This window comes from Cellulosimicrobium cellulans (assembly GCF_006539945.1).
GTDB classification, from domain to species: domain Bacteria; phylum Actinomycetota; class Actinomycetes; order Actinomycetales; family Cellulomonadaceae; genus Cellulosimicrobium; species Cellulosimicrobium cellulans.
The window spans coordinates 135,533-156,440 of sequence record NZ_BJNZ01000010.1 but is presented as its reverse complement, the minus strand read 5'-3'; the positions used below and the strand labels follow the sequence as shown (position 1 = coordinate 156,440).

The window sequence follows — 20,908 nt, the reverse complement described above, 5'->3', positions numbered from 1 at the left end:
CGGTCCCGAGCGTGCGGCGGCGCGGCGCGACGCGGGCAGCACCGTGCGCGCCGCGGCGTGCGGCGGAGGCGAGGGCGGCGGTGAGCGAGGCCCGGCTCGCGGTGTGGCGGCCCATCTAGCGCGCCTCGCCGCGGGCGGCGGGTCGCGCGCCGGTCGTGGTGCGGGCGGTCGTGTGGTGCTGTGCAGTGGTCAAGCGAACGATCCGATCATCGGGCCGTGGTCGCGGGCGGTCGAGCACGGTAGCGCTCCCATCCCTGGTGCACCTGCGCAGGACTGAGCGCTGGGTGACCACGACGGCGTGCGGTCGGGGCGGGGCGCACGCGCCCTCTCACCACGACGCCGGCAGGCCTGGTCGCAAGGTGGACCCAGGAGGCCTGTCGGCTGTTCCATCTTCAACTAGACATGTGTCCAGCGGGGTGCCGTGACGGGGGGAAGCCTCGGGAATGAGGTGCCGACCGTGTGGTCAGGATGTGAAGAGGGTACGTGTCACGCGTCCTGCGTCCCGGGTGACCGGCGAGCCGGCTCGCGTACCGCGGGCGGTCAGGGAGTGCCCTCCGCGCTCGCCGCGACGAGCGCGAGCACCGCGCGCGCGTAGGCGTCCGAGGCGTCCGCGGCGGCGAAGGTCCCGACGTCGTCGAGCACCTCGGTGCGGACGACGTACCCGCCCGTCGTCCGCTCGAGCCGCCGGAACGTGCCGCCGAGCAGGTCCCGGAGCTGACCCTCGAGCGGGTGCCACAGGGCGTCCTCGATCGCGACGGAGTCGAGCGCCCACTCGGTCGTCCCGTTGAAGCCGAGCACGACGCCCGTGTCGAACTCGTGCGGCTCGATGGTCATGTCGCTCACCGTGAACACGTCGCCGTCGTGACCCGTGGCCAGGAGGCGGAAACGGTCGCCCGACGCGGGCGACCATCGCACGCCCGCGTCGCGCAGGGCGAGCGCGAGCTCCCACGAGATCATGCCTGCCACGGTAGGCCCGGGTCGCCCCGCCCGCGCGTCGGCCGTCGTCCCGACCCGCGGGACGATCCGTCCCGCGTCCCGCGCACGTTCACGGCCCGGAAACACGTGCCGCGTTCACTCGTCCCATGACCCACGACGTCCCCGGGGACGCGCGGCGGACCGGCGGTGACCCCGCCGGTGCCGTGCCCCTGATCCCGACCTCCCCCGCCCCTCGCCCGCCCGCCGCCGGCACCGGCCCCGTGACCGTCGCGATCGAGCGGCGGGTCCTGCCCGAGAACGTCCCGGCGGTCACGCGCTGGGTGCAGACCGGGGTGAACCTCGCCAACCGCTACCCGGGCTTCCTCGGCTCCGGCTGGGTGCGCGCCTCCGCCGGGTCGCACGACTGGCACATGCTGTATCGCTTCGCCGACGCCGCCACGCTCGACGCGTGGGAGACGTCGCCGGACCGGGTGGGCTGGCTCGCGCAGGGCCGGGACCTCGTCGAGGAGACCCGGGTCGAGCGCCGCACGGGCATCGAGGGCTGGTTCGACGCCCCGACGGCGAGCACGCCGGCACTCACGGTCGAGGCGTCCGCGGCCGCGCCTCCCCGCTGGAAGCAGTCGGTGAGCATCTGGCTCGGGTTCTTCCCGGTGAACCTCGTGTTCACGCTCCTCGTGGGGGGTCTGGTCCCCGCCTGGGACGCCGTGCCGGTCGTCCCGCGCGTCCTCGCCACGACGCTCGTCCTCACGCCTGTCATGACGTACCTCGTGCTGCCGCGCGTGACGCGGCTGCTCGCCCCGTGGCTCGCCCGCCCGCCACGGGGCGGGGAGCGTCGCTCCCGTCCCGCGGCCCGGAGGTGACGACCCGAAGGCCTGCCTAGCCTGGAGGGATGGACACCGAGATCGAGAGCACGACCGACGTCCTCGTCGCCCTCGGTGCGGTCGCGGCGGGCGTCCTGCTGGCGTTCGTCCTGGGGACGGTGATCTCCGCGGTGGTCCGCCGGGCGGGCCGGCGCAGCGAGCTCGCCCGCGACCTCTCACGGCGGCTGCGCCGACCCGACCGGGCGGTCCTCACCGTCGTCGCGGTGTGGATCGCGGTCCGCCTGACCACCGACGCGTCCACGCCGTGGCGTCCCGCGGTCGAGCACCTCCTGCTCATCGCTCTCATCGTCGTCGGCGCGTGGTGGGTGGGCGCGATCGCGTTCGTGCTCGAGGACTCCGCGCTCCAGCGCTACCGCATGGACACCGCGGACAACCGGCACGCGCGCCGCGTCCGCACCCAGATCACGGTGCTGCGCCGGCTGACCGTGGCGGTGATCGTCGTGTGCGCGGTCGCGGGCATCCTGCTCACGTTCCCGGCGGCCCGAGCGGCCGGCGCGAGCCTGCTGGCGTCCGCGGGACTCATCTCGATCGTCGCGGGCCTCGCGGCCCAGACGTCGCTCGCGAACGTGTTCGCGGGCATGCAGATCGCGTTCACGGACGCGATCCGCGTGGACGACGTCGTGGTGCTCGAGGGCGAGTGGGGCCGGATCGAGGAGATCACCATGACCTACGTCGTCGTGCACCTCTGGGACGACCGCCGTCTCATCATGCCGTCGACCTACTTCACGACGACGCCGTTCCAGAACTGGACCCGGCGCGCGGCCGACCTGCTGGGGACCGTCGAGCTCGACCTCGACTTCGAGGTGCCGGTGGGCCCGATGCGGGCCGAGCTGCGGCGCCTCCTCGCGCTCACCGACCTGTGGGACGAGCGCGTGGGCATCCTCCAGGTGACCGACGCCGTCGGGGGCCTGGTGCGGGTGCGCGCGCTCGTGAGCGCGCACGACGCGCCCACCTTGTTCGACCTGCGGTGCTTCGTGCGCGAGGGGTTGGTCGACTGGCTGCAGCGCGCGGCGCCGCAGGGGCTGCCCCGCACGCGCCTCGAGCGGGCGGCCGACGCTCCGGAGGTGGGCGGGCCCGACGAGCGGGAGGGGTCGGGTGCTCTCGGGCCGGACGGCGCGGAGGCGCCCGGTGGTCTCGACCGTGGCGCCGCGGAGGACGGCGCGCCCGTCGCTCCCGCGCGACCGCCCCGGCTCCCCGCCGAGCGCGGGTCGCGCCGCGCCGACGCGCCCGTCGTCCTCGGGACGATCCGGCGCGCGGGGCGGGGTGCTGGTGCCGCGCCGAGCGAGGACCCGACACGGCTCGTGGGCGTCGTCCCGGGCCCGGCCGGCGACCCGGGCCGTCCCGGCGGTGCGGGCGACGGGAGCGCCTCCGATGCCGAGGCGCCAGGCGGCACCCGGCCGTTGCCCGCCGTCGGGCACGACACGCACGACGACGCCACGCCCGAGGCGGCCGAGTCCGCCTTCTTCAGCGGCACGCCCGAGGGCGAGGAGCGCTCGCGGGCGTTCGCCGGGCCTGGCCAGGACGTCATCGACGAGCGCGAGCGCACGGCCGAGCACGGCGTCGTGCCCGACGACGACGACGAGCCGGGGAGGTCGGTCACGTCCGACGCGGACGGCGAGCGGCAGGCCGACGTCCACGGGGACGGCGACCGCGGCGACGGCGACCACGGCGACGGCAGAACACGCGGCTGACGGCCGGGAGCGCCGCGCCCCGTCGCGGACCGGGTGCCCGGTCGCGGAGAGTCGCCGTCAGCCGAGCCCGGGGACCTCCACCGTCGCGTCGGCGTAGGGCGCGACGAGGAGCGTCGCGGTGGCCCAGCCGCGCGTGAGCAGCCCGGTGTCGGAGTCGGGCTCGGAGTGGCGCTCCGTGCCGGAGTACTGGAGCACGAGGTGCCGGTCGCCGTCCTCGTGGATGTTCGCCTGCACGAGCCCGAACGTGGCGAGGGGCGCCTGCCGCAGCCCCCGCAGCCCGTCCGGGGGGACGTCGGGGACGTTGACGTTGAGCGTGCGCCGGTCGAGCGGGACGCCGTCCGAGGCGGCACCGTCCATCCACGCGAGCACGTGGTCGGTGACCAGGCGCGCCGTGTCCCAGTGCTGCGGCTCCGCCGCGTCGACCGAGACGGCGAGCGAGCGGATCCCGTGCGTCATGGCCGAGAGCGCCGCGCCCACGGTCCCGGAGTGCAGGATCGCGTTGCCGGTGTTGGCACCCTTGTTCGCCCCCGAGAGCACGAGGTCCGGCCGCGTACCGAACCCGCCGTACGCGGCGACGAACGCGATGAGCGCGGGCGCCGCCCGCACCGCGTAGGACGTCACGCCGTCGGGCAGACCGGGTGCCGACCTGGTCTCCACCGCGAGCCGGCCGTCGCGCTCCGCGCCGAGCAGGGACGCGCTGGCGCCGGATGACTCGCGGGCGGGCGCGGCGACGACGACCTCGTAGCCGGCGTCGAGCGCCGCCCCGGCGAGCACCGCCAGTCCGGGGGAGTCGATCCCGTCGTCGTTGGTCACGAGGGCGCGCACGGTGGTTCTCCTCTGTCGTCGGGGTCGGTCGGGACACTCGGGGTCAGGCAGGGGCCTCGCGCACCGTGATGCGGCGCGCGAGGCGTTCGATCTGGTCGCGGCGCCCCGTCCCGAGACCGCGCCGCGTGACGTTGAGCGCACCCGCCGCGGCGCCGAGGCGCACCGCGTCGGGCAGGTCGAGGCCACGGCCGAGCCCGACGGCGATGCCCGCCGTCATGGAGTCGCCCGCGCCCCGGTGGTCGACGGTCGTGATGCGGGGCGTGCGCACGGTGTAGGTGTGCTCGCGCGTCACGAGCAGCGAGGGGTCGTGCGCGCGCGAGACGACGACCGCGCGCGGCCCGGCGTCGACCATCGCGCGCGCGGCGGCGAGCAGCGCCGCCTCGGTGTCGTCGTCGGCGAACCCGCCCTCGACCATCTCCTCGTGGCTGATCTTGAGCACGGCACCGGGCGCGTCCGCGACGGCGCGCGCCTGCTCCCCGGAGAGGTCGGCGACGACCTGGCGCTCGGACGCGTGCAGGTCCCGCGCGAGGCGCCCGAAGAACGAGGCCGGGACCCCGATCGCGGTCTCCGACCCGGTGAGGATGGTCACCGCGGCGTCGAGCCCGGACACGAGCACCGTCCCGTACAGGTCGTCGACCTCGTGCCGGTTCAGCGGGAAGGGGTCCATGGTCGCGACCTCCTCCCGGTGCCCGCCCCGCCGGTCGTGGACGTAGGCGCCGTTCCCGCCGGTCGTCGTCGCGCGCAGGTCGAGGTTCTCGGCCCGCGCGAGGTGCGCAGCGACCGTGCCCGTCTCGCCGCCGAACGGGCCGCACACGACGACCTGGGCGCCGAGCGAGTACGCCATGCGCGCGAGCCACAGGCCCTGGCCGCCGGGGTGGACGTGCACCTCGGGCGACGTCTCGTACGGCCCGGCGGGCTCGATCTCCACCGTGAGCAGCGGCGTCAGGGCGAGCACGCACACGCTGGGGGTGCGGGCGGGGGCGGGCGGGTCGGGCGGGACGGAGAGCGGACCGGGCGCGGGCGTCGGGGTGGCGCTCATCCGTCCACGCTAGGGCGACGGCGCGCGCCCCACCCGTCGAGAGCCGCCCGGGCGTCCGCCGGGTCCGCGTCGGGTCGCGAGTCCGCCGACGCGTCCACCCGACCGTCGAACCGGGCGTCGAGCCAGCCGACGAGCCGGTCGGGACGGTCGGTCATGATCGCGTCGACGCCCTGGGTCAGGAGGTCTTCCCACTCGTCGGTCGTGTTCGCGGTCCAGACGTGCACGCGCAGCCCCGCGCCGCGGAGCGTCTCGACCAGTCCGGGCTCGTGCGCGAGGAGCGCGACCTCCGGGTTGCAGGCCACGACCCCCAGGTCCGCGCACACCTCGACGAGCTCGGCGAGGCTGTCCGGGTGCAGCGCCAGCAGGAGCGCGCGGTCGAGGTGGCCCGCCGCGTCGCGGAGCGCCGCGACCGTGGGCGGCCAGAACGACTGGACGACCACCCGGTCGGCGAGCCCGGCGTCGTCGACCTGCTGGGTCACGAGCAGGACGTCCTCGACCGTCCACAGGCCCTTGAGCTCGACGAGCAGCCCGACGCCCGGGCGTGCGACGGCGAACCGCGTGACCTCCGCGAACGTCGGGACGCGCTGGCCCGCGAACGCGCGCGAGAACGACGACCCGGCGTCGAGCGCCCGCACCTCGGCCAGTGCGAGCCCGTCCACGCGGCCGGTCCCGTCCGTCGTCTCGTCGACCACGTCGTCGTGCAGCACGACCACCTGGCGGTCGCCCGTGAGGTGCACGTCGAGCTCGATCGCGTCGGCGCCCGCGCGCCACGCGGCCTCGAACGCCGCGAGCGTGTTCTGCGGCGCGACGGACGAGTTGCCGCGGTGCCCGACGACGAGGGGTCGCCCGCCGCGGTCGGCGACGGGCCGGAGCAGAGGGGACGGGTGCCAGCTGCCGGGTCGTGAGGGGGTGATGGGCACCATGGCGTCAGTTTCGCGTACCTACGGGCGTCATGCCACGCCCGGTCCCACCGCTCGGGCTGATCGACGGGACGTCGCCTGGGAAGGGTGCTCCGGGTGGGCGGATGTGGTGTGTGCGGCCAGATGGCGTCCTGCCTCACCAACCGGCAGGTCGCGGCCTGGATCACCCCGCAGGGCCCGGCCGACACCCGGCCCCAGTCCAGCCCGGAGGAGTTCCTGTGCGCCGGGCTGCCGTCCGCGGCGGGGGAGTCGGCGCCGACGAAGCCCGGCACCCTGTACTCGCTGTCCAAGGAAGGGCGCGGCACGGCCGGACCGCTCGTCACCGCGCTCACCCTCGCCGTCGTGGAGGCAGCCGAGGAGCTGGCCGCCCAGTCCGCTGGCGGACGCCTGGCGACCCCGCTCGTCGGCGTGCTCGACGAGGCCGCGAACGTGTGCCGCTGGCGCGAGCTGCCCAACCTCTACTCGCACGCGGCTCGCGCGGGATCGTCCTGGACACCGTGCTGCAGAGCTGGTCCCAGGGCGTGGAGGTCTGGGGTGAGTCCGGCATGAAGAAGCTGTGGAGCGCATCAAACGTCAAGGTCTACGGCGGGGGAGTGAGCGAAGCGAACTTCCTCGAGGACCTCTCGCGCATGATCGGGGACTACGACCGACTCTCGTCCTCGACATCGACGGGGCGCGGCAGCGCACGGTCTCCCAGCAGACCCGCCGCGAACGCAACATGGACGTGGCCGACCTCGCGGCGCTGCCCAATGGCCGCGCCGTCGTCCTGGCCTCCGGGGCCCGCCCGACGCTCATCCGGACAGTCCCGTGGATGGCCGGCCCGCACCGCAAGGCCGTCGAGGCGTCGATCGCCGCGAACGACCCGCAGGCGGGGCGCACCCTGCGCGAAGCCCACGACGAGATGGCGACCGTCGCGGCCGCCATCGGCGTGATGGACCACGGCGGCTGCGTCCTCAAGCTCGCGTTCCCGGGTGCTGACCGCGGCGGTACGCCGGGCGAGGACACGGCGGGCCCTCTCGACGTCCTTGGCCGCCGCGACGCGCTGCCACGTCGCCCTGGTCGCGTCGCCGGAGTAGTCGGTGACCTTGGCCTCGGCGACGCGCACCGCGCCCTCGGCGTCCGCGAGGGCGTCGCGCGCGTCGTCGAGCTGGGTCGTCGCGCAAGCGTGCGCCGCGAGAACCTCGCCGACGCCATCGACCGGGCACGGCCCTCCGCCGAGCACGCGAGCGACGAGACGGCGCGCCGGCGCTCTACTACGGGTCGGTCGACGAGTTCGTGCGCGAATACCTGCGTAACGTCTACCGCCGCCACATCGTCGGCCGCGGCGAGCACCGGGTCTGGGCCGCCGAGTGGTGGAAGTACGACGAGGCCGTCATCCGCCTCGAAGCACTCTGGCGCGCCTGGGAACACCTGCGCCGAGACCCCGCCACCTGCATGAGCGTGTGGTGGCGCGACCACGCCGACCACCACATGGCCGTTCTGCTCGACCCCCAGAACGGCCCGTACGGCCCGATCGACGGCCAGCAGGACCGCAACACCCCCGGCGCACCGCTACCCTACGTCGCACCTCCGGAGGGAATGTTCACTGACGCCCGAGTTCATGGCAACGGGTCGCGCCGATGAAGCAGAGGGGAACTACGCTCATCGCTTTCGATGAGACCTCCAGTTTCCCGCCGCTCTCCGGACTCTTGAATTGCGGGACAGACCACGGGTACATTGACTCAGTGATGCCAAGAAGCATGAACGGCTCAGTCGCGACGGGGATGCTACTAGTTCTGCTTTGCGCCTGCTCACAAGGCCGCAGTCAGCAAAACGGATCGTGCCTTCCGCAGGATCCAGTGATCACACCGGCCACCGCTGCACCCGGCGAGATGATCGAGATCGCGTCCGCAGGCTTCAATGATACGTCGGATTGCGAGCCGTCCTTGCCCGAGGGCGCGACCTATCGAATTCGCGTCAAGTCGCTCGATGGCGGGGACTCCATCGAAGTTCGCGAACTTGCGCCACAAGAGGATGGCGGACTGGTTGCGCACGTCGAAGTACCTAGCGAATTCCCACCCGGGCGGGCAGCTGTCGATCTGCTCGTCGACGGAGCCCGACTATTCTGCGAAGTTGATCAGTCGATTGAGTGCGGAAGATCGACCGCGCTTCTCGAGGTGGCGGAGGCGCATTAGCACGCCTCCGCCACCCTCAAGAATCTTAGTCGCTCGCAACGGCGTTTGCACTCGCTCCATCAAGGGCGATGCGCTCGGGCAAATCGGTCTGGCCCGATGATGCGGTCCCTGACTCCCCTGAAAGTTGCCACGCGGCCTGGCCTCCGACAATTACATGCTGACCGGTCTCTGCGGACGAGATCCTCTCCCAGGGCTTCAAATAGAGCAGGTACTCACTTCCCTCCCGAAGAAGAGGTGCCGCATTAACGGCGTACTCGGCGTCATCCCCGAACTGCCGCACCTCCACCATGTCCCCCACGGCGAGATCTCCGCTCAAGGCTCCCGTGACTCGCGCGGTGGTGACGGTGAAGGGTGTTGGCTCGCTATTCAGCGACCCTCCGATGTACTCCACGCGAGAGGATACTGTTGGTTCGACGACAACAACATCGGAGGCGTCTGCCTCGAGCGCCTCAAGAGAATCGTACGTGCGGACAAAGTCGAGTACCGACGGAGTTGCTGACGGGTTCGGTGGAGCCGTTGCGTCACGCTCTTCGATTCGCGCGATATCTACTGGACCACAATCGTCGCACGGATCCGAGAGCGCATAAATCCAATTGACGCCCTCAATATCATCGCCCTGAGGCGTGTAGACATCGCAATTTGACCGGGGCGCCCAATAGTGATTCATAAGCGAGACCTCGGCGCACGGCATGCTCTCGACCTGATTCGGCGGGTGCGCGAGCCCTACGGCATGCCCAAACTCGTGGGCGATCGTACTCCGCTTTTCCTCGATCGTTGCGGTTTGGTGCTCAAAGTGGTTGATCTGCACCGTTTGCCAGTCGTGAATACCAGATCCGCAATCAAACGCCTCGGGTGCTCTGCCCGCCCAGTCAGTGTTCCCGAAATCCTCGACTTCGACGCCAATGTCTGCTGGCCCCATGTTGATGTACTGGCGTGACGATAGAAGGGTTGAGGCAGCCCAGCTTCCAGCTGCCATCCTGGTAATTGTCTCGTAGTGGGCCGAGTATTCTCCCCAGATCGCCCAAGTCATGAATCGGTCAGGCATCTGACACCCGGTGGATGACCAAGCTTGTGCTGGTTCGGCTGATACCGCGCCGGCTCCAAATAGTGCTGCTGTGAGCGCGACCGTAGCCCCTGCGCTGATGACGGTCATTTTCTTGCGTACTTTCACGATGCCCCCTCAGGCTACACAACGCCGTGTGGAGTGATCGCAACCTAGCAGCCTTGTCAAGAGAGCGCCTCGCAACGTCCCCGCATCACGAGCGGGGTGGTGCCCGTGCTTGTGCAGCAGGATGCCGCGGTTCAGGTGGCAGAACAGAGATCGCGGCACGGTGCACTCATCGAGTCAGGATGGCGATCGCATTCTTCGGTTTCGTCCCGGCCGATCCGCGCGCCAGGTCCAGGGCGTTTCGTAGAGGGTCTGCGTGCGCATCTTCTCGAGAACGTGTGCGCTGATCGTGGCACACGACCTCTCCTTCGAGTTCCCGCGTTCGGCCGTCGGCGCACCATCGAGAGTTCAGCGGTCGACGCCTGTCCGCTGAGCCTGAGCCACGCGCCCGCGGATGTTGCGGGCTTCACCCTGAGTGCGCCGCGGCGGAGGCCCCGCGGACGGGCATGGGGCCGCAATGCTCAGCGGCGGCGACCCGTGAGCGCGAGGAGGTGCGTGAGGTCGTCGGCGCCGTCGTCGACGTCGAGCGGGCCGCGGAACAGCGGGCCCGGCTCGAGGAACGTCGAGCGCGACTCCGCGTAGTGCAGCGCCCAGGCGACCAGCGCGGGCTCGCCCTCCTCGTCCGCCCCGACGGCGCGGGCCAGGTCCCACGCGTGCACCACGAGGTCGAACGTCATCTGGGCGCAGTACTCCGCGCCCGACTCGTCGCCGTAGGACAGGTGCACGCGGCGGTCCAGGGCGTCGGGCGCGAGGAACGCCTCGCGGGCCTGGACGGACGCGTCGACCCACCGGTCCACCGGGTCGTCGCCGAGCACGTCGCCCTCGAAGACGGTGCCGACGTCCTCGATCCAGCGCCCGGCGAGCAGCTCGGGCGCCCAGAGCTGCTCGACCGTGAGGTGGTTGACGAGCTCGCGGACGGTCCAGTCGGCGTCCGGGGTGGGCAGCGACCACTGGTCGTCGCGCAGCGGGCGGACGAGCGCGTCGAACGCGCCGATCGCGTCGCCGTGGGCGGCGAGGACGTCCATGCGCACCTCCCGTGGCCTCGTGAGCCTCCACCGTGGCACGCCGGACCGCGCGCCGCAGGTCGAGCGCGGGCCGGCGGAACGGTCCGGTCGAGCAGCGCGGCCCGCGGCCCCCGGGGACGGTGGGGGCCGCGGGCCGCCGTCTCACACCGACACGACGATCTTCACGTGGTCGTCCTTGTGGTCGATGAGCTCTCGGTACCCCTTCTCCACGACGTCCTCGACCGCGATGCGGCTCGTGACGAACGGGGCGAGGTCGACCTTGCCCTCCTGGACGAGGCGGATCACGGCCGGGTGGTCGTCGGCGTACCCGATGGCGCCCTTGATGGTCAGCTCGCGCAGCAGCACCGTCATGACGTCGAGGGTCGGCGGCTCGGAGAACAGCGCCACGATCTGCAGCGTCCCGCCCGCCTTGAGCGCGTGGGTCAGGGTGTCGAGCACCGGCTGCGCGCCGGAGCACTCGATCGCGACGTCCGCGCCCCGACCGTCGGTGAGCTCGAGGACGCGCGCGGCGACGTCGACCTCGCGCGGGTCGAGCACGATGTCGGCCACCCCGGTCTCCAGCGCCTTGGCCTTGCGCGCCCCGCTCACCTCGGTGACGACCGCGCGCGCCCCGATGGCGTGCAGCACGGCGCACGTGAGCAGGCCGATCGGCCCCGCACCCCCGACGAGCACCGTGTCGCCCACCTTCGCGCCCGACAGCCGGACACCGTGGTACGCGACCGCGAGCGGCTCGATGAGCGCCGCCTGGTCCAGCGGGACGTCGCCGACCGGATGCACCCACCGCCGCTCGACGACGATGTGCTCGGACAGGCCGCCGCCCCGCCCGGAGATGCCGATGAACCCCATCTTCACGCACGCGTTGTAGAGGCCGTCGCGGCACGGCGGGCACTCGCCGCACACCATGAACGGCTCGACGACGACCGCGTCCCCGACCGCGAGGCCCTCGACCCCCTCGCCGAGCTCCTCGACCACCCCGGAGAACTCGTGCCCGAACACCACGGGCACCGTCTCGCCCGACAGCGGGTGCGGCTGGGTCTCCGACGGCGCCGGCGGGAACGGGCCCTCGAGGTAGAGGTGGAGGTCGGATCCGCAGATGCCCGTCCACGCGGGCCGGATCTTCACGGTCCCCGGCCTGGTCTCCGGCTCCGGGACGTCCTCGATCCGGAGGTCTTCCTTGCCGTGGTACCGCGCCGCCTTCATCGTCCTCACCTCGTCCGTCGGGCCGCGCGCACCGCTCGGTGCGCGGCGGGCGGTCCCCGGACCGGTCCTCGGTGAGACCTCGGCGGGCCGTGGCGACCGACCGCACCTCCACGGTAGGCCGGGGCTCGACCGCCACGCCGCGCCGAAGGTCCTCACCGGCGGGGCCGGTCGTCGTCCGCGCTCGCGTCCGCGGGCGACGTGGCCGCGCCGGTCGTGTGGCTGTTCGCCGTGGTGTCGGTCGCCGCGGTCCCGTTCACGCGCGGACGGCGCGGGCTCTCCGGGGTGGTGTCCGGTGCGGAGGTCGTCGACGCACGGGAGACGGCGCTCAGTCCTGCGTGAGGAGCCCGATGGTCAGGGCGATCGCGCCCCAGATCACGAGGCCCCCGCCGACGGCGATGGCCATCCCGTTCGCCCCCGTGGAACCGACCCGGCGCGCGCCTCGGGCGGCCGTCGCGGCGATCGCGAGGCCGGACACGACGAGCACAGCCCCTGCCACGATCCAGAACATCGCGAACACCGTCGCATACGTCCCCTGTGCGGCGCATCGTGGACGGATGTCCAGGATCCGCGGGACGGAGAGCATCGACCCCCGCGAGCCGCGGGGACCTGCGGATTCTCCGGCCCGTGGTCTTCACGGAGAGCGAACACGCCCAGCGCGCCCTGGACCGAGCCGTGAGACGGCTTGCACCGATGTGGCGCCGCACCGCACGGTGTGCGGGTGCACCCTCCCGCCTCACCGGTCCGTCGCGTCCTCTTCCCGGGGCGTCACCACGTCGTCACGCGCTACCAGGTCGACTACCTGCGGGCCCTGCGTGCCGGGCTCGTCCGCGACCTCGACGGGCGCCGCGTGCGCTGCGCCCCCGACGTCGAGGTCGTTTGGGTCGTCACGTCCGCGAACCACGCGGGCACGCGCCGCAACCCGCTACCGGGGCACCGGCGCGAGGCGCTCGTCGAGAACGTGACGACGCGCGAGGGGATCGCGTCCGTCGTCGTGCCCGTGCCCGACGTCGCGCCCGACGACCGGTTCGCGCACCTCGTCGTGACGAGCGTCGCGACGGCGACCGGGGTCGCGCCCGACCCCGCCGACACCGTCGTCGCGTGCTCGACCCCGGCGCTCGTCGACGCGTACCGCGCGCTCGGCTACCGCGTCGCGGGCGTGGAGCTCGACGTCGTCGAGCCCGGCGGCGAGCCTCCCGCCCGGCCGTGGGACGTCGTCGAGCAGATCGCCGCGGGGGACGAGCGCTGGCGGGAGATCGCGCACCCGGCCGTGCCCGACTTCTACGCGCGCTACCGGTTCGTGGAGGACGTCCGGCGCATCTTCGCCGACCCGGTCGTCTCCGGTGACGGCGACCTGACCTCGACGCGTGACTACCGCACGTACGCCGCCGCGTTCGAGGACGCGTCGGCGCGCAAGTGGGCCCAGGTGGCGCCGCACGTGCGGCCCGGGCGGATCGTCGACATCGGCTGCGCGACCGGCGGCCTGCTCGAGCACGTCGCGCGCGAGCCGCGCCTGCACGAGTCGGACCTGTTCGGGGTCGACGTCGCGCGGCACCTCGTCGCCGAGGCCGAGCACAAGAAGGCGCAGGGCGCGTTCGCGAACCCGCACGTCTGGTTCGTGCAGGCCAACATCCTCGACCGGTCCGTGATGCCCGACGCGACCGTCGACACCACCCTGACGATCGCCCTCACGCACGAGGTCTCGTCGTACGGGGCGGGCGTCCGCGACGTCGAGGCGTTCGCGCGCCGCGTCCACGCCCACACGCGACCCGGCGGAGTGTGGATCAACTCCGACGTGTGCGGTCCTGCCGAGCCGGACCGCGTCGTCGTGCTCACGCTGCGGACCGACGACGGCGCCGCGGCCACCGGGGACGGGGCCGGCGGGGCCCGCACCGACCTCGACGACCTCGCGCGCGCGGACGTCGCCGCATGGGTCGGGGCGCTGTCCACGGACGCGCGCCTGATCCAGTTCGCGCACGACTTTCCGCGCCTGTCCGGCGCCGCGTTCGGCCCCGAGCGCCTGGCGCCGGGGTCGTGGCGGCTCACGCTGCGCGAGGCCATGGAGTTCCTGACGCGCAAGGACTACGTCGACAACTGGCTGTCCGAGTGCCACGAGCGGTTCTGCGACCTCAGCGGCCCGCGGTGGGCGGACCTGCTCGCGAGCGCCGGCTTCGAGCTCGAGCCGGGCAGCGGCGCGTGGCGCAACGAGTGGGTCGTCGAGCACGCCCTCGCGCCCGTGGCGGCGTTGCACGACGCCGCGACCGGCGAGCCCGTCGACTGGCCGGACACGCACGTCCTCACCGTCGCCCGCCGCCCCGAGCTCGCCTGACCGGCCCCCGAGCCGAAGCCGCCGAGGTAGAGCCCTGGTGCGCCGAGGTAGAGCCCTGGTCATGACCACGGCTCTACCTCGCGTGATCGGGGCTCTACCTCGGGAGACCGGGGCCGCGCCGTCGTACGCTCGGAGGCGTGCTCCTCGACGCCCGCACGCTGCGCGGCCTCCAGGACGGGACCGTGACCCTCGCGTTCCGCCGCTGGACGACGCCGCGCGTGCGGGTGGGGACGCTCCAGCGGACGCGGATCGGGGTCGTCGAGGTGACGTCGGTCGAGCGCGTCCCCACCGGCGCGGACGGCGCCCCCCTCGTGTCCGACGACGAGGCGCGGCTCGCGGGGATGGCCTCGCCGGAGCGGGTGCTCGCGCGGGGCGCCGCACGAGAGGGCGACCTGTACCGCGTGGGGATCCGGCTCGCGGGGCCCGACCCGCGCGTCGCGCTGCGCGAGGACGCCGAGCTGGACGCGGCCGCCGTCGAGCAGATCCGCGCGAGCCTCGCGCGCAAGGACCGTGCCGCCGCCACGCCGTGGACCCGGCAGTACCTCGAGCTGGTCGCGGCGAACGAGGGTGTGGTCGCGCGCGAGCTCGCCGCCGGGCTCGGGATGGCGCGCGACGACTTCAAGGTGCGCGTGCGCCGGCTCAAGGAGCTCGGCCTCACCGAGAGCCTCGACGTCGGCTACCGCCTCTCTCCGCGCGGCCGGGCCTACCTCGACGCGACGGAGCCCGGCCCCTGACGGAGCAGAGGACTGTCAGCACCTGCTCGCGACGCCGCGCGACGACGCCCTGACCGGTGGCGGACGCATCGACTCGTCAGCGAGAGGTCGCGCTCGACCGCGACGACGTGCTGGCAGGCTCGCCGATCGCCGGGAGCCCGTCGATGCTCGTGGAGTTCTTGGTGACGCGGTAGGCGTCGAGCTGTTCCGGGGTCTTGCGGTCGGCCCAGCGGTCGAGCAGGTCGCGGTCCTCGACGAGCTCGAGGTGCGGGACGGAGAAGCCGCACGAGTCCGAGACGCGCGTGACGTCCACGACGACGATGCCGCGCTGCCCGGCGGTCTCCGCCTTGGCGAAGTGCCCGCGCAGCGCGTCGAACCCCGCGCTCCCGGCCTCGACGTACCGGCCCGTGCCGTGGAACCGGACGATGGTGGGCGGCCCGGTGAACGCGCAGAACATCACGACGACGCGGCCGTTCTCCCGCAGGTGCGCGGGAGCCTCCGCGCCCGACCCGGTGTAGTCGAGGTAGGCGACGCGGTGCGGGTCGAGCACGGCGAACGTGCCCGCCATGCCCTTGGGCGAGACGTTGACGTGGCCGTCCGCCGCGAGCGGCGCGGTACCGACGAAGAACACCGGCTGCGCGAGGACGAACGCCGCCAGCCGGTCGGTGATCTCTGCGTGCACGGTGCCCATGAGGGCGAGTCTGGCACCGGCGTCGGAGGGCGTCGGTAACGTCCGGTGGATGAGCACGAGGACGGCACCTGGCCACGACCCCAAGGCGACGCTGCTGCGGTACCTGAGCCGGGAGCGCGACGCGCTGCTCGCCAAGGCGGAGGGGCTGAGCGAGTACGACGTCCGCCGTCCGCTCACGCGCACCGGAACGAACGTCCTGGGCCTGGTGAAGCACGTGGGCAGCGTGCAGCTCGGCTACCTGCACGAGGCGTTCGGCGGTACGCACGACCTGGAGCTGCCGTGGTTCGCCGACGGCGCGGAGGTGAACGCCGACATGTGGGCCACGGCGGACGAGAGCCGGGAGGAGATCCTGGAGCTCTTCCGCCGGTCGTCGGAGCTGTGCGACGCGACGGTGGCGTCGCTCGACCTCGACGCTCCCGGGCGCGTGCCGTGGTGGCGCCCGGAGAACCGCGACGTCACCCTGCACCAGGTGCTCGTGCACGTCCTCGCGGAGGTGGCCCACCACGCCGGCCACGCGGACATCGTGCGCGAGCTCGTCGACGGCGCGGCGGGAGACGGGCGGGGCAACCTGCCGGCGCTGGACGACGACGAGTGGGACGACTACCGCGCGCGGGTCGAGGCCGCGGCCGTCGAGGCCGCCCGACGTGCGGGGGAGCGCTCCTGAGGGTCGCCGTTCCGTCGTCGGCCGCGGTCAGGCGCGTTCGAGGAGGACCGCGACCTCGTAGTGCGACGTCTGCGGGAACATGTCGAGCACGCGCGCGGCGCGCGGGCGCAGCGACGGCATGAGCGCGAGGTCGCGCGCGAGCGACGTCGCGTTGCAGCTCGAGTAGACGACGTGCCCGACGCCGGACTCCTCGAGCCACGTGCTGAGCGTCTCCCCGATGCCGCGTCGCGGCGGGTTGACGACGACGAGGTCGGGCGCGTCCTGCCGGGACAGCGCGAACGCGGTGGCGTCCTGCGCGAGGAACGTCGTGCGGTCGAGGCCCGCGTCCCGCGCGGTGAGCCGCGCGCTCGCGACGGCCTCCGCGCTCGTCTCGACGCCGACGACGTCGCGGCCCGGTCCCGCGACGTGCAGGGCGAACCCGCCCACCCCGCAGTAGAGGTCCCAGACCGTGGCGGGCGCGGCGTCGTCCACCCACTCCCGGCCCTGGCGGTACAGCGCCGCGGCGACGTCGGTGTTGGTCTGGAAGAAGCTCTGCGGGCGCAGGTGCAGGTCGATCCCGTTGACGCGCATGCGCAGCGTCTCGGCGTCGGTGAGGAGGATCTCCGTCTCGCCCTCGACCACGGCCTTGTGCTCCGGGTGGAGGTTCGCGGAGACGACGCGGAGCGACGGCAGCGCGTCGAGCAGGCTCGGCAGGTGCTTGCGGATCCGGGGGAGCGACTCGGTGGACCGCAGGACGAACCGCGCCATGAGGTCGCCGTCGGGGGAGAGCGTGACCAGCACGTACTTGAGCTCGCCGCGGCGGGCGCGCACGTCGTAGGGGACGAGCCGCGCGCGCGTGACGAACTCCGCGAACGCCGGGAACGACGCCTGGAGCGCGGCCGGGTAGAGCGGGCAGTCGGTGAGGTCGACGCCGCCGCCCTCGCCGAGGATGCCGAGCACCGGGGCGTCCGTCGTGCCCGTGACGACCATCTTCGCCTTGTTCCGGAAGCCCGACTCCGCCGACTCGACCGTGGGGAGCCAGGTCAGGTCGGGTGCGAGCGGCGCGAGGAGGTCGGCGCAGTGCTCCTGCTTGCCGGTGAGCTGCGCCGGGTACGCGAGCTCGAGGAGGCTGCACGACCGGCACCGGCCGGCGTCGTAGTGGTGGCACTGCACTCGTTCGAGTCTAGGTGCCGGGCGGGCCGGCGGACCCGCCGTGGCGGGCGCGCACGACGTCGGTGGCTCTCCTGACGAATCCGTGGGAGCGCTCCCTGGCGTGTTCGTCCGAGGTCGGCTAACGTCGTGGCAGCGCTCCCACGCCGGTGTGGAGCGGCGCTGTCGCCGGGCCGGTCCGGCGAGTGCGGTTTCGACGGAGCAACCGAACAAGGAGCAGATCCGGCATGAGCCTCGACAGGCGGAGAAGAAGCAGACGAGCATGGGCGGCGCTGTGCGCGGCCGTCCTCGCGGTGAGCGGGGCGGTCGTCGGCGCGGCGGCCCCCGCGAGCGCGGTCCCGGCGACCATCCCGCTCACGATCACCAACGACTCGGGCAAGGGGCCGATCTACCTGTACGTCCTCGGCGAGCGCGACGGCGTCGCCGGCTGGGCCGACGCGGGCGGCACGTTCCACCCGTGGCCCGGCGGCGTCGGGCCCGTGCCCGTCCCGGCACCCGACGCGTCCATCGCGGGCCCCGGCCCCGGCCAGTCCGTGACGATCCAGCTCCCGAAGCTGTCCGGGCGCGTCTACTACTCGTACGGCCAGAAGATGACGTTCCAGATCGTGCTCGACGGGCGGCTCGTCCAGCCCGCGGTCCAGAACGACAGCGACCCCAACCGCAACGTCCTCTTCAACTGGACCGAGTACACGCTCAACGACGGCGGCATCTGGATCAACAGCACCCAGGTGGACCACTGGTCCGCGCCGTACCAGGTGGGCGTCAAGCGCGCCGACGGGCACGTCCTCAGCACGGGCATGCTCAAGCCGAACGGCTACGAGGCGTTCTACACCGCCCTCGAGAGCGCAGGGTGGGGCGGGCTGGTGCAGCGCGCCCCCGACGGGAGCCGCCTGCGCGCGCTCAACCCGTCGCACGGGATCGACGTCGGCAAGATCTCCTCGGCGTCGATCGACGCGTACGTCACCGAGGTGTGGAACTCGTACCGCACGCGCGACATGGTCGTCACCCCGTTCTCCCACGAGCCCGGCACGCAGTTCCGCGGCCGGGTCGACGGCGACTGGTTCCGGTTCAGGAACGGGTCCGGGCAGGAGGTCGCCGCGTTCAAGAAGCCCGACGCGTCGAGCGTCTACGGGTGCCACAAGGACCTCCAGGCGCCGAACGACCACGTCGTCGGGCCCATCGCCCGCACCCTGTGCGCCGCGCTCGTCCGCACCACGGCGCTGACCAACCCGAACCAGCCCGACGCGAGCAACGCCGGCTTCTACCAGGACGCCCGGACCAACGTCTACGCCAAGCTCGCGCACCAGCAGATGGCGAACGGCAAGGCGTACGCGTTCGCGTTCGACGACGTCGGCGCGCACGAGTCGCTCGTCCACGACGGCAACCCGACCGCCGCGTACATCAAGCTCGACCCGTTCACGGGCACCGCGACACCCATCGGCGACAGCGGAGGCGGCACCGAGCAGCCCAACCCCGGCGGCGGCCTGCCGACCGGCACCGGGACGATCCGCGCCGGCGCCGCGCTGTGCCTCGACGTGCCGTGGGCGGACCCGACCGACACCAACCAGGTCCAGCTCGCGACCTGCAGCGGCAACGCGGCGCAGCAGTGGACGCGCGGGTCCGACGGCACCGTGCGAGCGCTGGGCAAGTGCCTCGACGTCGCGCGCAGCGGGACCGCAGACGGCACCGTCGTCTGGATCTACACGTGCAACGGGACGGGCGCCCAGAAGTGGGTCTACGACGCCGGTACCCAGGCCCTGCGCAACCCGCAGTCCGGCAAGTGCCTCGACGCCCAGGGCGGGGCGCCGCTCCGCGACGGCCAGAAGGTCCAGCTCTGGACCTGCAACCAGACCGAGGCCCAGCGCTGGTCGTTCTGACGCCGCCCGGTCCCTGACCCGGCAGCACGCCCGGTGCCCGACGCCGCCCGCTCGCGGGACGTCGTCGGGCACCGGTGCGCGCGGGGCACGACCGGGGGACCCGCGCGGTGTCCGGGGGCGTCAGGCCGGCTTGGTCGCCTTGCCGTCGAGCCACAGGGTGTCGGACTCGTCGCGGTGCGTGCCGTCGGACCCGACGTGCTTCGAGGAGATCTGCGGGCCCTTGGTGATGACGTGCACGATCGCCATCCCGTGGCCCCGTCCCAGCCCGTAGTCGGCCTGGAGCCACTCGAGGATCGGCGTCGCCTTCGTGGACTCGTCGAACCCGCGCTCGTGCGCGAGGTCGACCAGCTGGCGCGGGGTGAGGCCGGTCTTGTCCTCGACCGCGTCGAGATAGGCCTGGAAGGACATGCGTGCTCCTCGTCGTCGGGGCGGCTCGGTCGAACCGCTGGTGAACCTACCGACGCCCTCCCACACCCTGACTCATCGGTCGTGACGTGGGGTCCTGCGCCGCGGGCGGGGCGACCGCTCGCCCGACCTCAGGACGTCCGACACCGCGTTCTCCACCAGGACGGGGACGAAGTCGCGCACGTGCGCGGTCTGGTACCGCCCGAGCTCCGCGAGCACCTGGTCGCGGACGTCGTCCACCGGCACGTCCGGGAAGCGCGTACTGATCCGCTCGACCACGACGTCGATCTCGCGGTCCTCGTCCTCGATCGCCATGACCCGACGTTCCGGCCCCGCGGCGCGGCGCGCAACCAACTGCTGGTGAACATCGGGCGTCCGTGCCGTGGCAGGGACGGAGTGGGCCCCGTGGGGTTCGAACCCACAACCTACGGATTAAAAGTCCGCAGCTCTGCCAATTGAGCTAGAGGCCCTGGACGCTCGGCGTCCAGGCACAGGTTACCCGCGTGCCGAGGCGGCGGTTCGTGTCGAGTTCGGCAGCCCCGGTCGAGATCGGCAACGGGGATCGCCGACCTCGGCAGGAACTGCCGACCTCGGTGTAAAAAGCGCGCGGGCGCGGACCTTACGCGCGTCGTCGGGTGCTGTCACGCGCAGTCTTGCTCCGTGAGAAATTCGGTGAGAATCGGGCGATTCGCTTGCGAGCGGCGCGCGTTCTTGTTTCGGTGGAGTGGACCGAGGAGCCCGCGGGAGGGTGCACCGACGGCAGGTCACGCCGGCCAGGCGTGAGCCGCACGGACGTGTCCCGCAGGGTTCCGCCCGGCGACGAGAGGAGCTCTCGTGCTCACCCTGACCGACAACGCCCGTACCGCTGTCCACGACCTGCAGACCCAGGCCGGTGTCCCCGAGGGAGGCGGTCTGCGGATCGCCGAGTCCGCGGACCAGGCGGGCAGCTTCGAGCTCGCGCTCGTGCCCGCCCCGCAGCCCGACGACACGGTCGTCGAGGACGGTGAGGCGAAGGTGTTCGTGGAGTCCGCCACGGCCCCGACGCTCTCGAACCTCACGCTCGACACGGACCCGAACGCGCAGGGCCCGGCGTTCGTCCTGACTCCTCAGGGCTGACCCACCAGTTCTACCGGCGCCCGCGCCGGACGATCTCGACGACGCGTCCTCCTCCTCCAGGCGCGTCCTCGGTCGCACGACGGGCCGTCCGCTCCGGCGGGCGGCCCG

23 protein-coding genes, 1 tRNA gene and 2 pseudogenes are annotated in these 20,908 nt (G+C 72.9%); 12 read left to right on the top strand and 14 right to left on the bottom strand.

Annotation, left to right across the window (positions count from 1 at the left end; all coding sequences use genetic code 11):
* Positions 1-540: 540 nt before the first annotated feature.
* Positions 541-957 carry a hypothetical protein gene (locus CCE02nite_RS10110; protein WP_141389502.1) on the bottom strand — a complete coding sequence of 139 codons (417 nt, stop codon included), beginning with the start codon at positions 955-957 and terminating at the stop codon, positions 541-543.
* A gap of 125 nt (positions 958-1,082) precedes the next feature.
* Between CCE02nite_RS10110 and CCE02nite_RS10105 the strand changes: the two genes are divergently transcribed.
* Together CCE02nite_RS10105 and CCE02nite_RS10100 are read left to right on the top strand one after the other, a co-directional pair.
* Positions 1,083-1,796 carry an antibiotic biosynthesis monooxygenase gene (locus CCE02nite_RS10105; protein WP_141389501.1) on the top strand — a complete coding sequence of 238 codons (714 nt, stop codon included), beginning with the start codon at positions 1,083-1,085 and terminating at the stop codon, positions 1,794-1,796.
* Between the two features lie 29 nt (positions 1,797-1,825).
* On the top strand, positions 1,826-3,508 hold the full coding sequence (locus CCE02nite_RS10100; RefSeq protein WP_141389500.1) for a mechanosensitive ion channel domain-containing protein: 1,683 nt from the start codon (positions 1,826-1,828) through the stop codon (positions 3,506-3,508).
* Between the two features lie 57 nt (positions 3,509-3,565).
* On the opposite strand, the gene surE is transcribed toward CCE02nite_RS10100, so the two are convergent.
* Genes surE through CCE02nite_RS10085 form a run of 3 tightly spaced genes read right to left on the bottom strand, consistent with a single transcriptional unit; the run spans position 3,566 to position 6,295 of the window.
* Positions 3,566-4,333, bottom strand: coding sequence for a 5'/3'-nucleotidase SurE (surE, locus tag CCE02nite_RS10095; RefSeq protein ID WP_141389499.1), 768 nt, complete (start codon positions 4,331-4,333; stop codon positions 3,566-3,568).
* Between the two features lie 43 nt (positions 4,334-4,376).
* Entirely contained in the window at positions 4,377-5,372 is a 996-nt protein-coding gene (locus CCE02nite_RS10090; protein WP_141389498.1) for a 1-phosphofructokinase family hexose kinase, read from the bottom strand.
* Positions 5,369-6,295: a glycerophosphodiester phosphodiesterase gene (locus CCE02nite_RS10085; RefSeq protein WP_141389497.1), complete on the bottom strand. Its 927-nt coding sequence runs from the start codon at positions 6,293-6,295 to the stop codon at positions 5,369-5,371. The genes CCE02nite_RS10090 and CCE02nite_RS10085 overlap by 4 nt, the downstream gene beginning before the upstream one ends.
* Positions 6,296-6,415: 120 nt before the next feature.
* Between CCE02nite_RS10085 and CCE02nite_RS21295 the strand changes: the two genes are divergently transcribed.
* Positions 6,416-6,841 carry a TraM recognition domain-containing protein gene (locus tag CCE02nite_RS21295; RefSeq protein WP_371861913.1) on the top strand — a complete coding sequence of 142 codons (426 nt, stop codon included), beginning with the start codon at positions 6,416-6,418 and terminating at the stop codon, positions 6,839-6,841.
* Positions 6,790-6,918 (top strand): annotated as a pseudogene (locus tag CCE02nite_RS21290) (TraM recognition domain-containing protein); the annotation flags it as partial. The gene CCE02nite_RS21295 and the pseudogene CCE02nite_RS21290, both read left to right, overlap by 52 nt.
* Positions 6,919-6,932: 14 nt before the next feature.
* Here CCE02nite_RS21290 and CCE02nite_RS21285 read toward each other — a convergent pair.
* Positions 6,933-7,514 carry a hypothetical protein gene (locus CCE02nite_RS21285; protein WP_371861914.1) on the bottom strand — a complete coding sequence of 194 codons (582 nt, stop codon included), beginning with the start codon at positions 7,512-7,514 and terminating at the stop codon, positions 6,933-6,935.
* Between the two features lie 44 nt (positions 7,515-7,558).
* Here CCE02nite_RS21285 and CCE02nite_RS10070 point away from each other — a divergent pair.
* Both CCE02nite_RS10070 and CCE02nite_RS10065 read left to right on the top strand, forming a co-directional pair.
* A pseudogene (locus tag CCE02nite_RS10070) lies at positions 7,559-7,915 on the top strand (DUF4913 domain-containing protein); the annotation flags it as partial.
* A 116-nt stretch (positions 7,916-8,031) separates the two neighbouring features.
* Positions 8,032-8,466: a hypothetical protein gene (locus tag CCE02nite_RS10065; RefSeq protein ID WP_170227278.1), complete on the top strand. Its 435-nt coding sequence runs from the start codon at positions 8,032-8,034 to the stop codon at positions 8,464-8,466.
* A gap of 25 nt (positions 8,467-8,491) precedes the next feature.
* On the opposite strand, the gene CCE02nite_RS10060 is transcribed toward CCE02nite_RS10065, so the two are convergent.
* From CCE02nite_RS10060 to CCE02nite_RS10050, 3 genes are all read right to left on the bottom strand, one after another.
* Entirely contained in the window at positions 8,492-9,511 is a 1,020-nt protein-coding gene (locus tag CCE02nite_RS10060; RefSeq protein ID WP_170227277.1) for a zinc metalloprotease, read from the bottom strand.
* A 584-nt stretch (positions 9,512-10,095) separates the two neighbouring features.
* Positions 10,096-10,659 carry a TIGR03086 family metal-binding protein gene (locus CCE02nite_RS10055; protein WP_141389493.1) on the bottom strand — a complete coding sequence of 188 codons (564 nt, stop codon included), beginning with the start codon at positions 10,657-10,659 and terminating at the stop codon, positions 10,096-10,098.
* 141 nt (positions 10,660-10,800) lie between these two features.
* Positions 10,801-11,859, bottom strand: coding sequence for a 2,3-butanediol dehydrogenase (locus tag CCE02nite_RS10050; RefSeq protein ID WP_141389492.1), 1,059 nt, complete (start codon positions 11,857-11,859; stop codon positions 10,801-10,803).
* A gap of 198 nt (positions 11,860-12,057) precedes the next feature.
* Between CCE02nite_RS10050 and CCE02nite_RS20460 the strand changes: the two genes are divergently transcribed.
* Complete coding sequence (locus CCE02nite_RS20460) at positions 12,058-12,198, top strand: hypothetical protein (protein ID WP_170227276.1); 141 nt, start codon at positions 12,058-12,060, stop codon at positions 12,196-12,198.
* Here CCE02nite_RS20460 and CCE02nite_RS10045 read toward each other — a convergent pair.
* On the bottom strand, positions 12,185-12,367 hold the full coding sequence (locus CCE02nite_RS10045) for a hypothetical protein (protein ID WP_141389491.1): 183 nt from the start codon (positions 12,365-12,367) through the stop codon (positions 12,185-12,187). The genes CCE02nite_RS20460 and CCE02nite_RS10045 overlap by 14 nt on opposite strands.
* Positions 12,368-12,577: 210 nt before the next feature.
* Here CCE02nite_RS10045 and CCE02nite_RS10040 point away from each other — a divergent pair, with 210 nt between their 5' ends.
* Positions 12,578-14,185 carry a class I SAM-dependent methyltransferase gene (locus tag CCE02nite_RS10040; protein ID WP_141389490.1) on the top strand — a complete coding sequence of 536 codons (1,608 nt, stop codon included), beginning with the start codon at positions 12,578-12,580 and terminating at the stop codon, positions 14,183-14,185.
* Positions 14,186-14,322: 137 nt separating this feature from the next.
* On the top strand, positions 14,323-14,919 hold the full coding sequence (locus CCE02nite_RS10035; RefSeq protein WP_141389489.1) for a hypothetical protein: 597 nt from the start codon (positions 14,323-14,325) through the stop codon (positions 14,917-14,919).
* 76 nt (positions 14,920-14,995) lie between these two features.
* Here the strand turns inward: CCE02nite_RS10035 and CCE02nite_RS10030 are convergent, their stop codons facing one another.
* Positions 14,996-15,589 (bottom strand): pyridoxamine 5'-phosphate oxidase family protein, encoded by a 594-nt coding sequence (locus tag CCE02nite_RS10030; protein ID WP_141389488.1) that lies wholly within the window; start codon positions 15,587-15,589, stop codon positions 14,996-14,998.
* Between the two features lie 49 nt (positions 15,590-15,638).
* Here CCE02nite_RS10030 and CCE02nite_RS10025 point away from each other — a divergent pair, with 49 nt between their 5' ends.
* Complete coding sequence (locus CCE02nite_RS10025; protein WP_141389487.1) at positions 15,639-16,253, top strand: DinB family protein; 615 nt, start codon at positions 15,639-15,641, stop codon at positions 16,251-16,253.
* Positions 16,254-16,280: 27 nt separating this feature from the next.
* On the opposite strand, the gene rlmC is transcribed toward CCE02nite_RS10025, so the two are convergent.
* The gene (gene rlmC, locus CCE02nite_RS10020) at positions 16,281-17,405 is read right to left on the bottom strand and encodes a 23S rRNA (uracil(747)-C(5))-methyltransferase RlmC (protein ID WP_141389486.1); all 1,125 of its coding nucleotides are present in this window, start codon (positions 17,403-17,405) and stop codon (positions 16,281-16,283) included.
* Positions 17,406-17,629: 224 nt separating this feature from the next.
* On the opposite strand from rlmC, the gene CCE02nite_RS10015 reads away from it, so the two are divergent.
* Positions 17,630-19,279, top strand: coding sequence for a glycoside hydrolase family 64 protein (locus tag CCE02nite_RS10015; protein WP_141389485.1), 1,650 nt, complete (start codon positions 17,630-17,632; stop codon positions 19,277-19,279).
* Between the two features lie 120 nt (positions 19,280-19,399).
* On the opposite strand, the gene CCE02nite_RS10010 is transcribed toward CCE02nite_RS10015, so the two are convergent.
* From CCE02nite_RS10010 to CCE02nite_RS10000, 3 genes are all read right to left on the bottom strand, one after another.
* Positions 19,400-19,687, bottom strand: a complete 288-nt coding sequence (locus CCE02nite_RS10010; RefSeq protein ID WP_141389484.1) for a DUF4287 domain-containing protein — start codon at positions 19,685-19,687, stop codon at positions 19,400-19,402.
* Between the two features lie 72 nt (positions 19,688-19,759).
* A complete protein-coding gene (locus CCE02nite_RS10005; RefSeq protein WP_141389483.1) occupies positions 19,760-19,999 on the bottom strand; it encodes a three-helix bundle dimerization domain-containing protein in 240 nt (79 codons plus the stop codon).
* Positions 20,000-20,081: 82 nt separating this feature from the next.
* Positions 20,082-20,154: transfer RNA gene (locus CCE02nite_RS10000), tRNA-Lys, on the bottom strand.
* A gap of 364 nt (positions 20,155-20,518) precedes the next feature.
* On the opposite strand from CCE02nite_RS10000, the gene CCE02nite_RS09995 reads away from it, so the two are divergent.
* On the top strand, positions 20,519-20,800 hold the full coding sequence (locus tag CCE02nite_RS09995; protein ID WP_047231388.1) for a HesB/IscA family protein: 282 nt from the start codon (positions 20,519-20,521) through the stop codon (positions 20,798-20,800).
* Positions 20,801-20,908 lie beyond the last annotated feature (108 nt).

What these genes read in the sequence shown, in the direction of transcription:
- CCE02nite_RS10110 (WP_141389502.1), bottom strand. Translation starts at nt 957, where the DNA reads ATGATCTCGTGGGAGCTCGCGCTCGCCCTGCGCGACGCGGGCGTGCGA.
- CCE02nite_RS10105 (WP_141389501.1), top strand. Translation starts at nt 1,083, where the DNA reads ATGACCCACGACGTCCCCGGGGACGCGCGGCGGACCGGCGGTGACCCC.
- CCE02nite_RS10100 (WP_141389500.1), top strand. Translation starts at nt 1,826, where the DNA reads ATGGACACCGAGATCGAGAGCACGACCGACGTCCTCGTCGCCCTCGGT.
- CCE02nite_RS10090 (WP_141389498.1), bottom strand. Translation starts at nt 5,372, where the DNA reads ATGAGCGCCACCCCGACGCCCGCGCCCGGTCCGCTCTCCGTCCCGCCC.
- CCE02nite_RS10085 (WP_141389497.1), bottom strand. Translation starts at nt 6,295, where the DNA reads ATGGTGCCCATCACCCCCTCACGACCCGGCAGCTGGCACCCGTCCCCT.
- CCE02nite_RS21295 (WP_371861913.1), top strand. Translation starts at nt 6,416, where the DNA reads ATGGCGTCCTGCCTCACCAACCGGCAGGTCGCGGCCTGGATCACCCCG.
- CCE02nite_RS10065 (WP_170227278.1), top strand. Translation starts at nt 8,032, where the DNA reads ATGAACGGCTCAGTCGCGACGGGGATGCTACTAGTTCTGCTTTGCGCC.
- CCE02nite_RS10060 (WP_170227277.1), bottom strand. Translation starts at nt 9,511, where the DNA reads ATGCCTGACCGATTCATGACTTGGGCGATCTGGGGAGAATACTCGGCC.
- CCE02nite_RS10055 (WP_141389493.1), bottom strand. Translation starts at nt 10,659, where the DNA reads ATGGACGTCCTCGCCGCCCACGGCGACGCGATCGGCGCGTTCGACGCG.
- CCE02nite_RS10050 (WP_141389492.1), bottom strand. Translation starts at nt 11,859, where the DNA reads ATGAAGGCGGCGCGGTACCACGGCAAGGAAGACCTCCGGATCGAGGAC.
- CCE02nite_RS10045 (WP_141389491.1), bottom strand. Translation starts at nt 12,367, where the DNA reads ATGTTCTGGATCGTGGCAGGGGCTGTGCTCGTCGTGTCCGGCCTCGCG.
- CCE02nite_RS10030 (WP_141389488.1), bottom strand. Translation starts at nt 15,589, where the DNA reads ATGGGCACCGTGCACGCAGAGATCACCGACCGGCTGGCGGCGTTCGTC.
- CCE02nite_RS10025 (WP_141389487.1), top strand. Translation starts at nt 15,639, where the DNA reads ATGAGCACGAGGACGGCACCTGGCCACGACCCCAAGGCGACGCTGCTG.
- CCE02nite_RS10015 (WP_141389485.1), top strand. Translation starts at nt 17,630, where the DNA reads ATGAGCCTCGACAGGCGGAGAAGAAGCAGACGAGCATGGGCGGCGCTG.
- CCE02nite_RS10010 (WP_141389484.1), bottom strand. Translation starts at nt 19,687, where the DNA reads ATGTCCTTCCAGGCCTATCTCGACGCGGTCGAGGACAAGACCGGCCTC.
- CCE02nite_RS10005 (WP_141389483.1), bottom strand. Translation starts at nt 19,999, where the DNA reads ATGGCGATCGAGGACGAGGACCGCGAGATCGACGTCGTGGTCGAGCGG.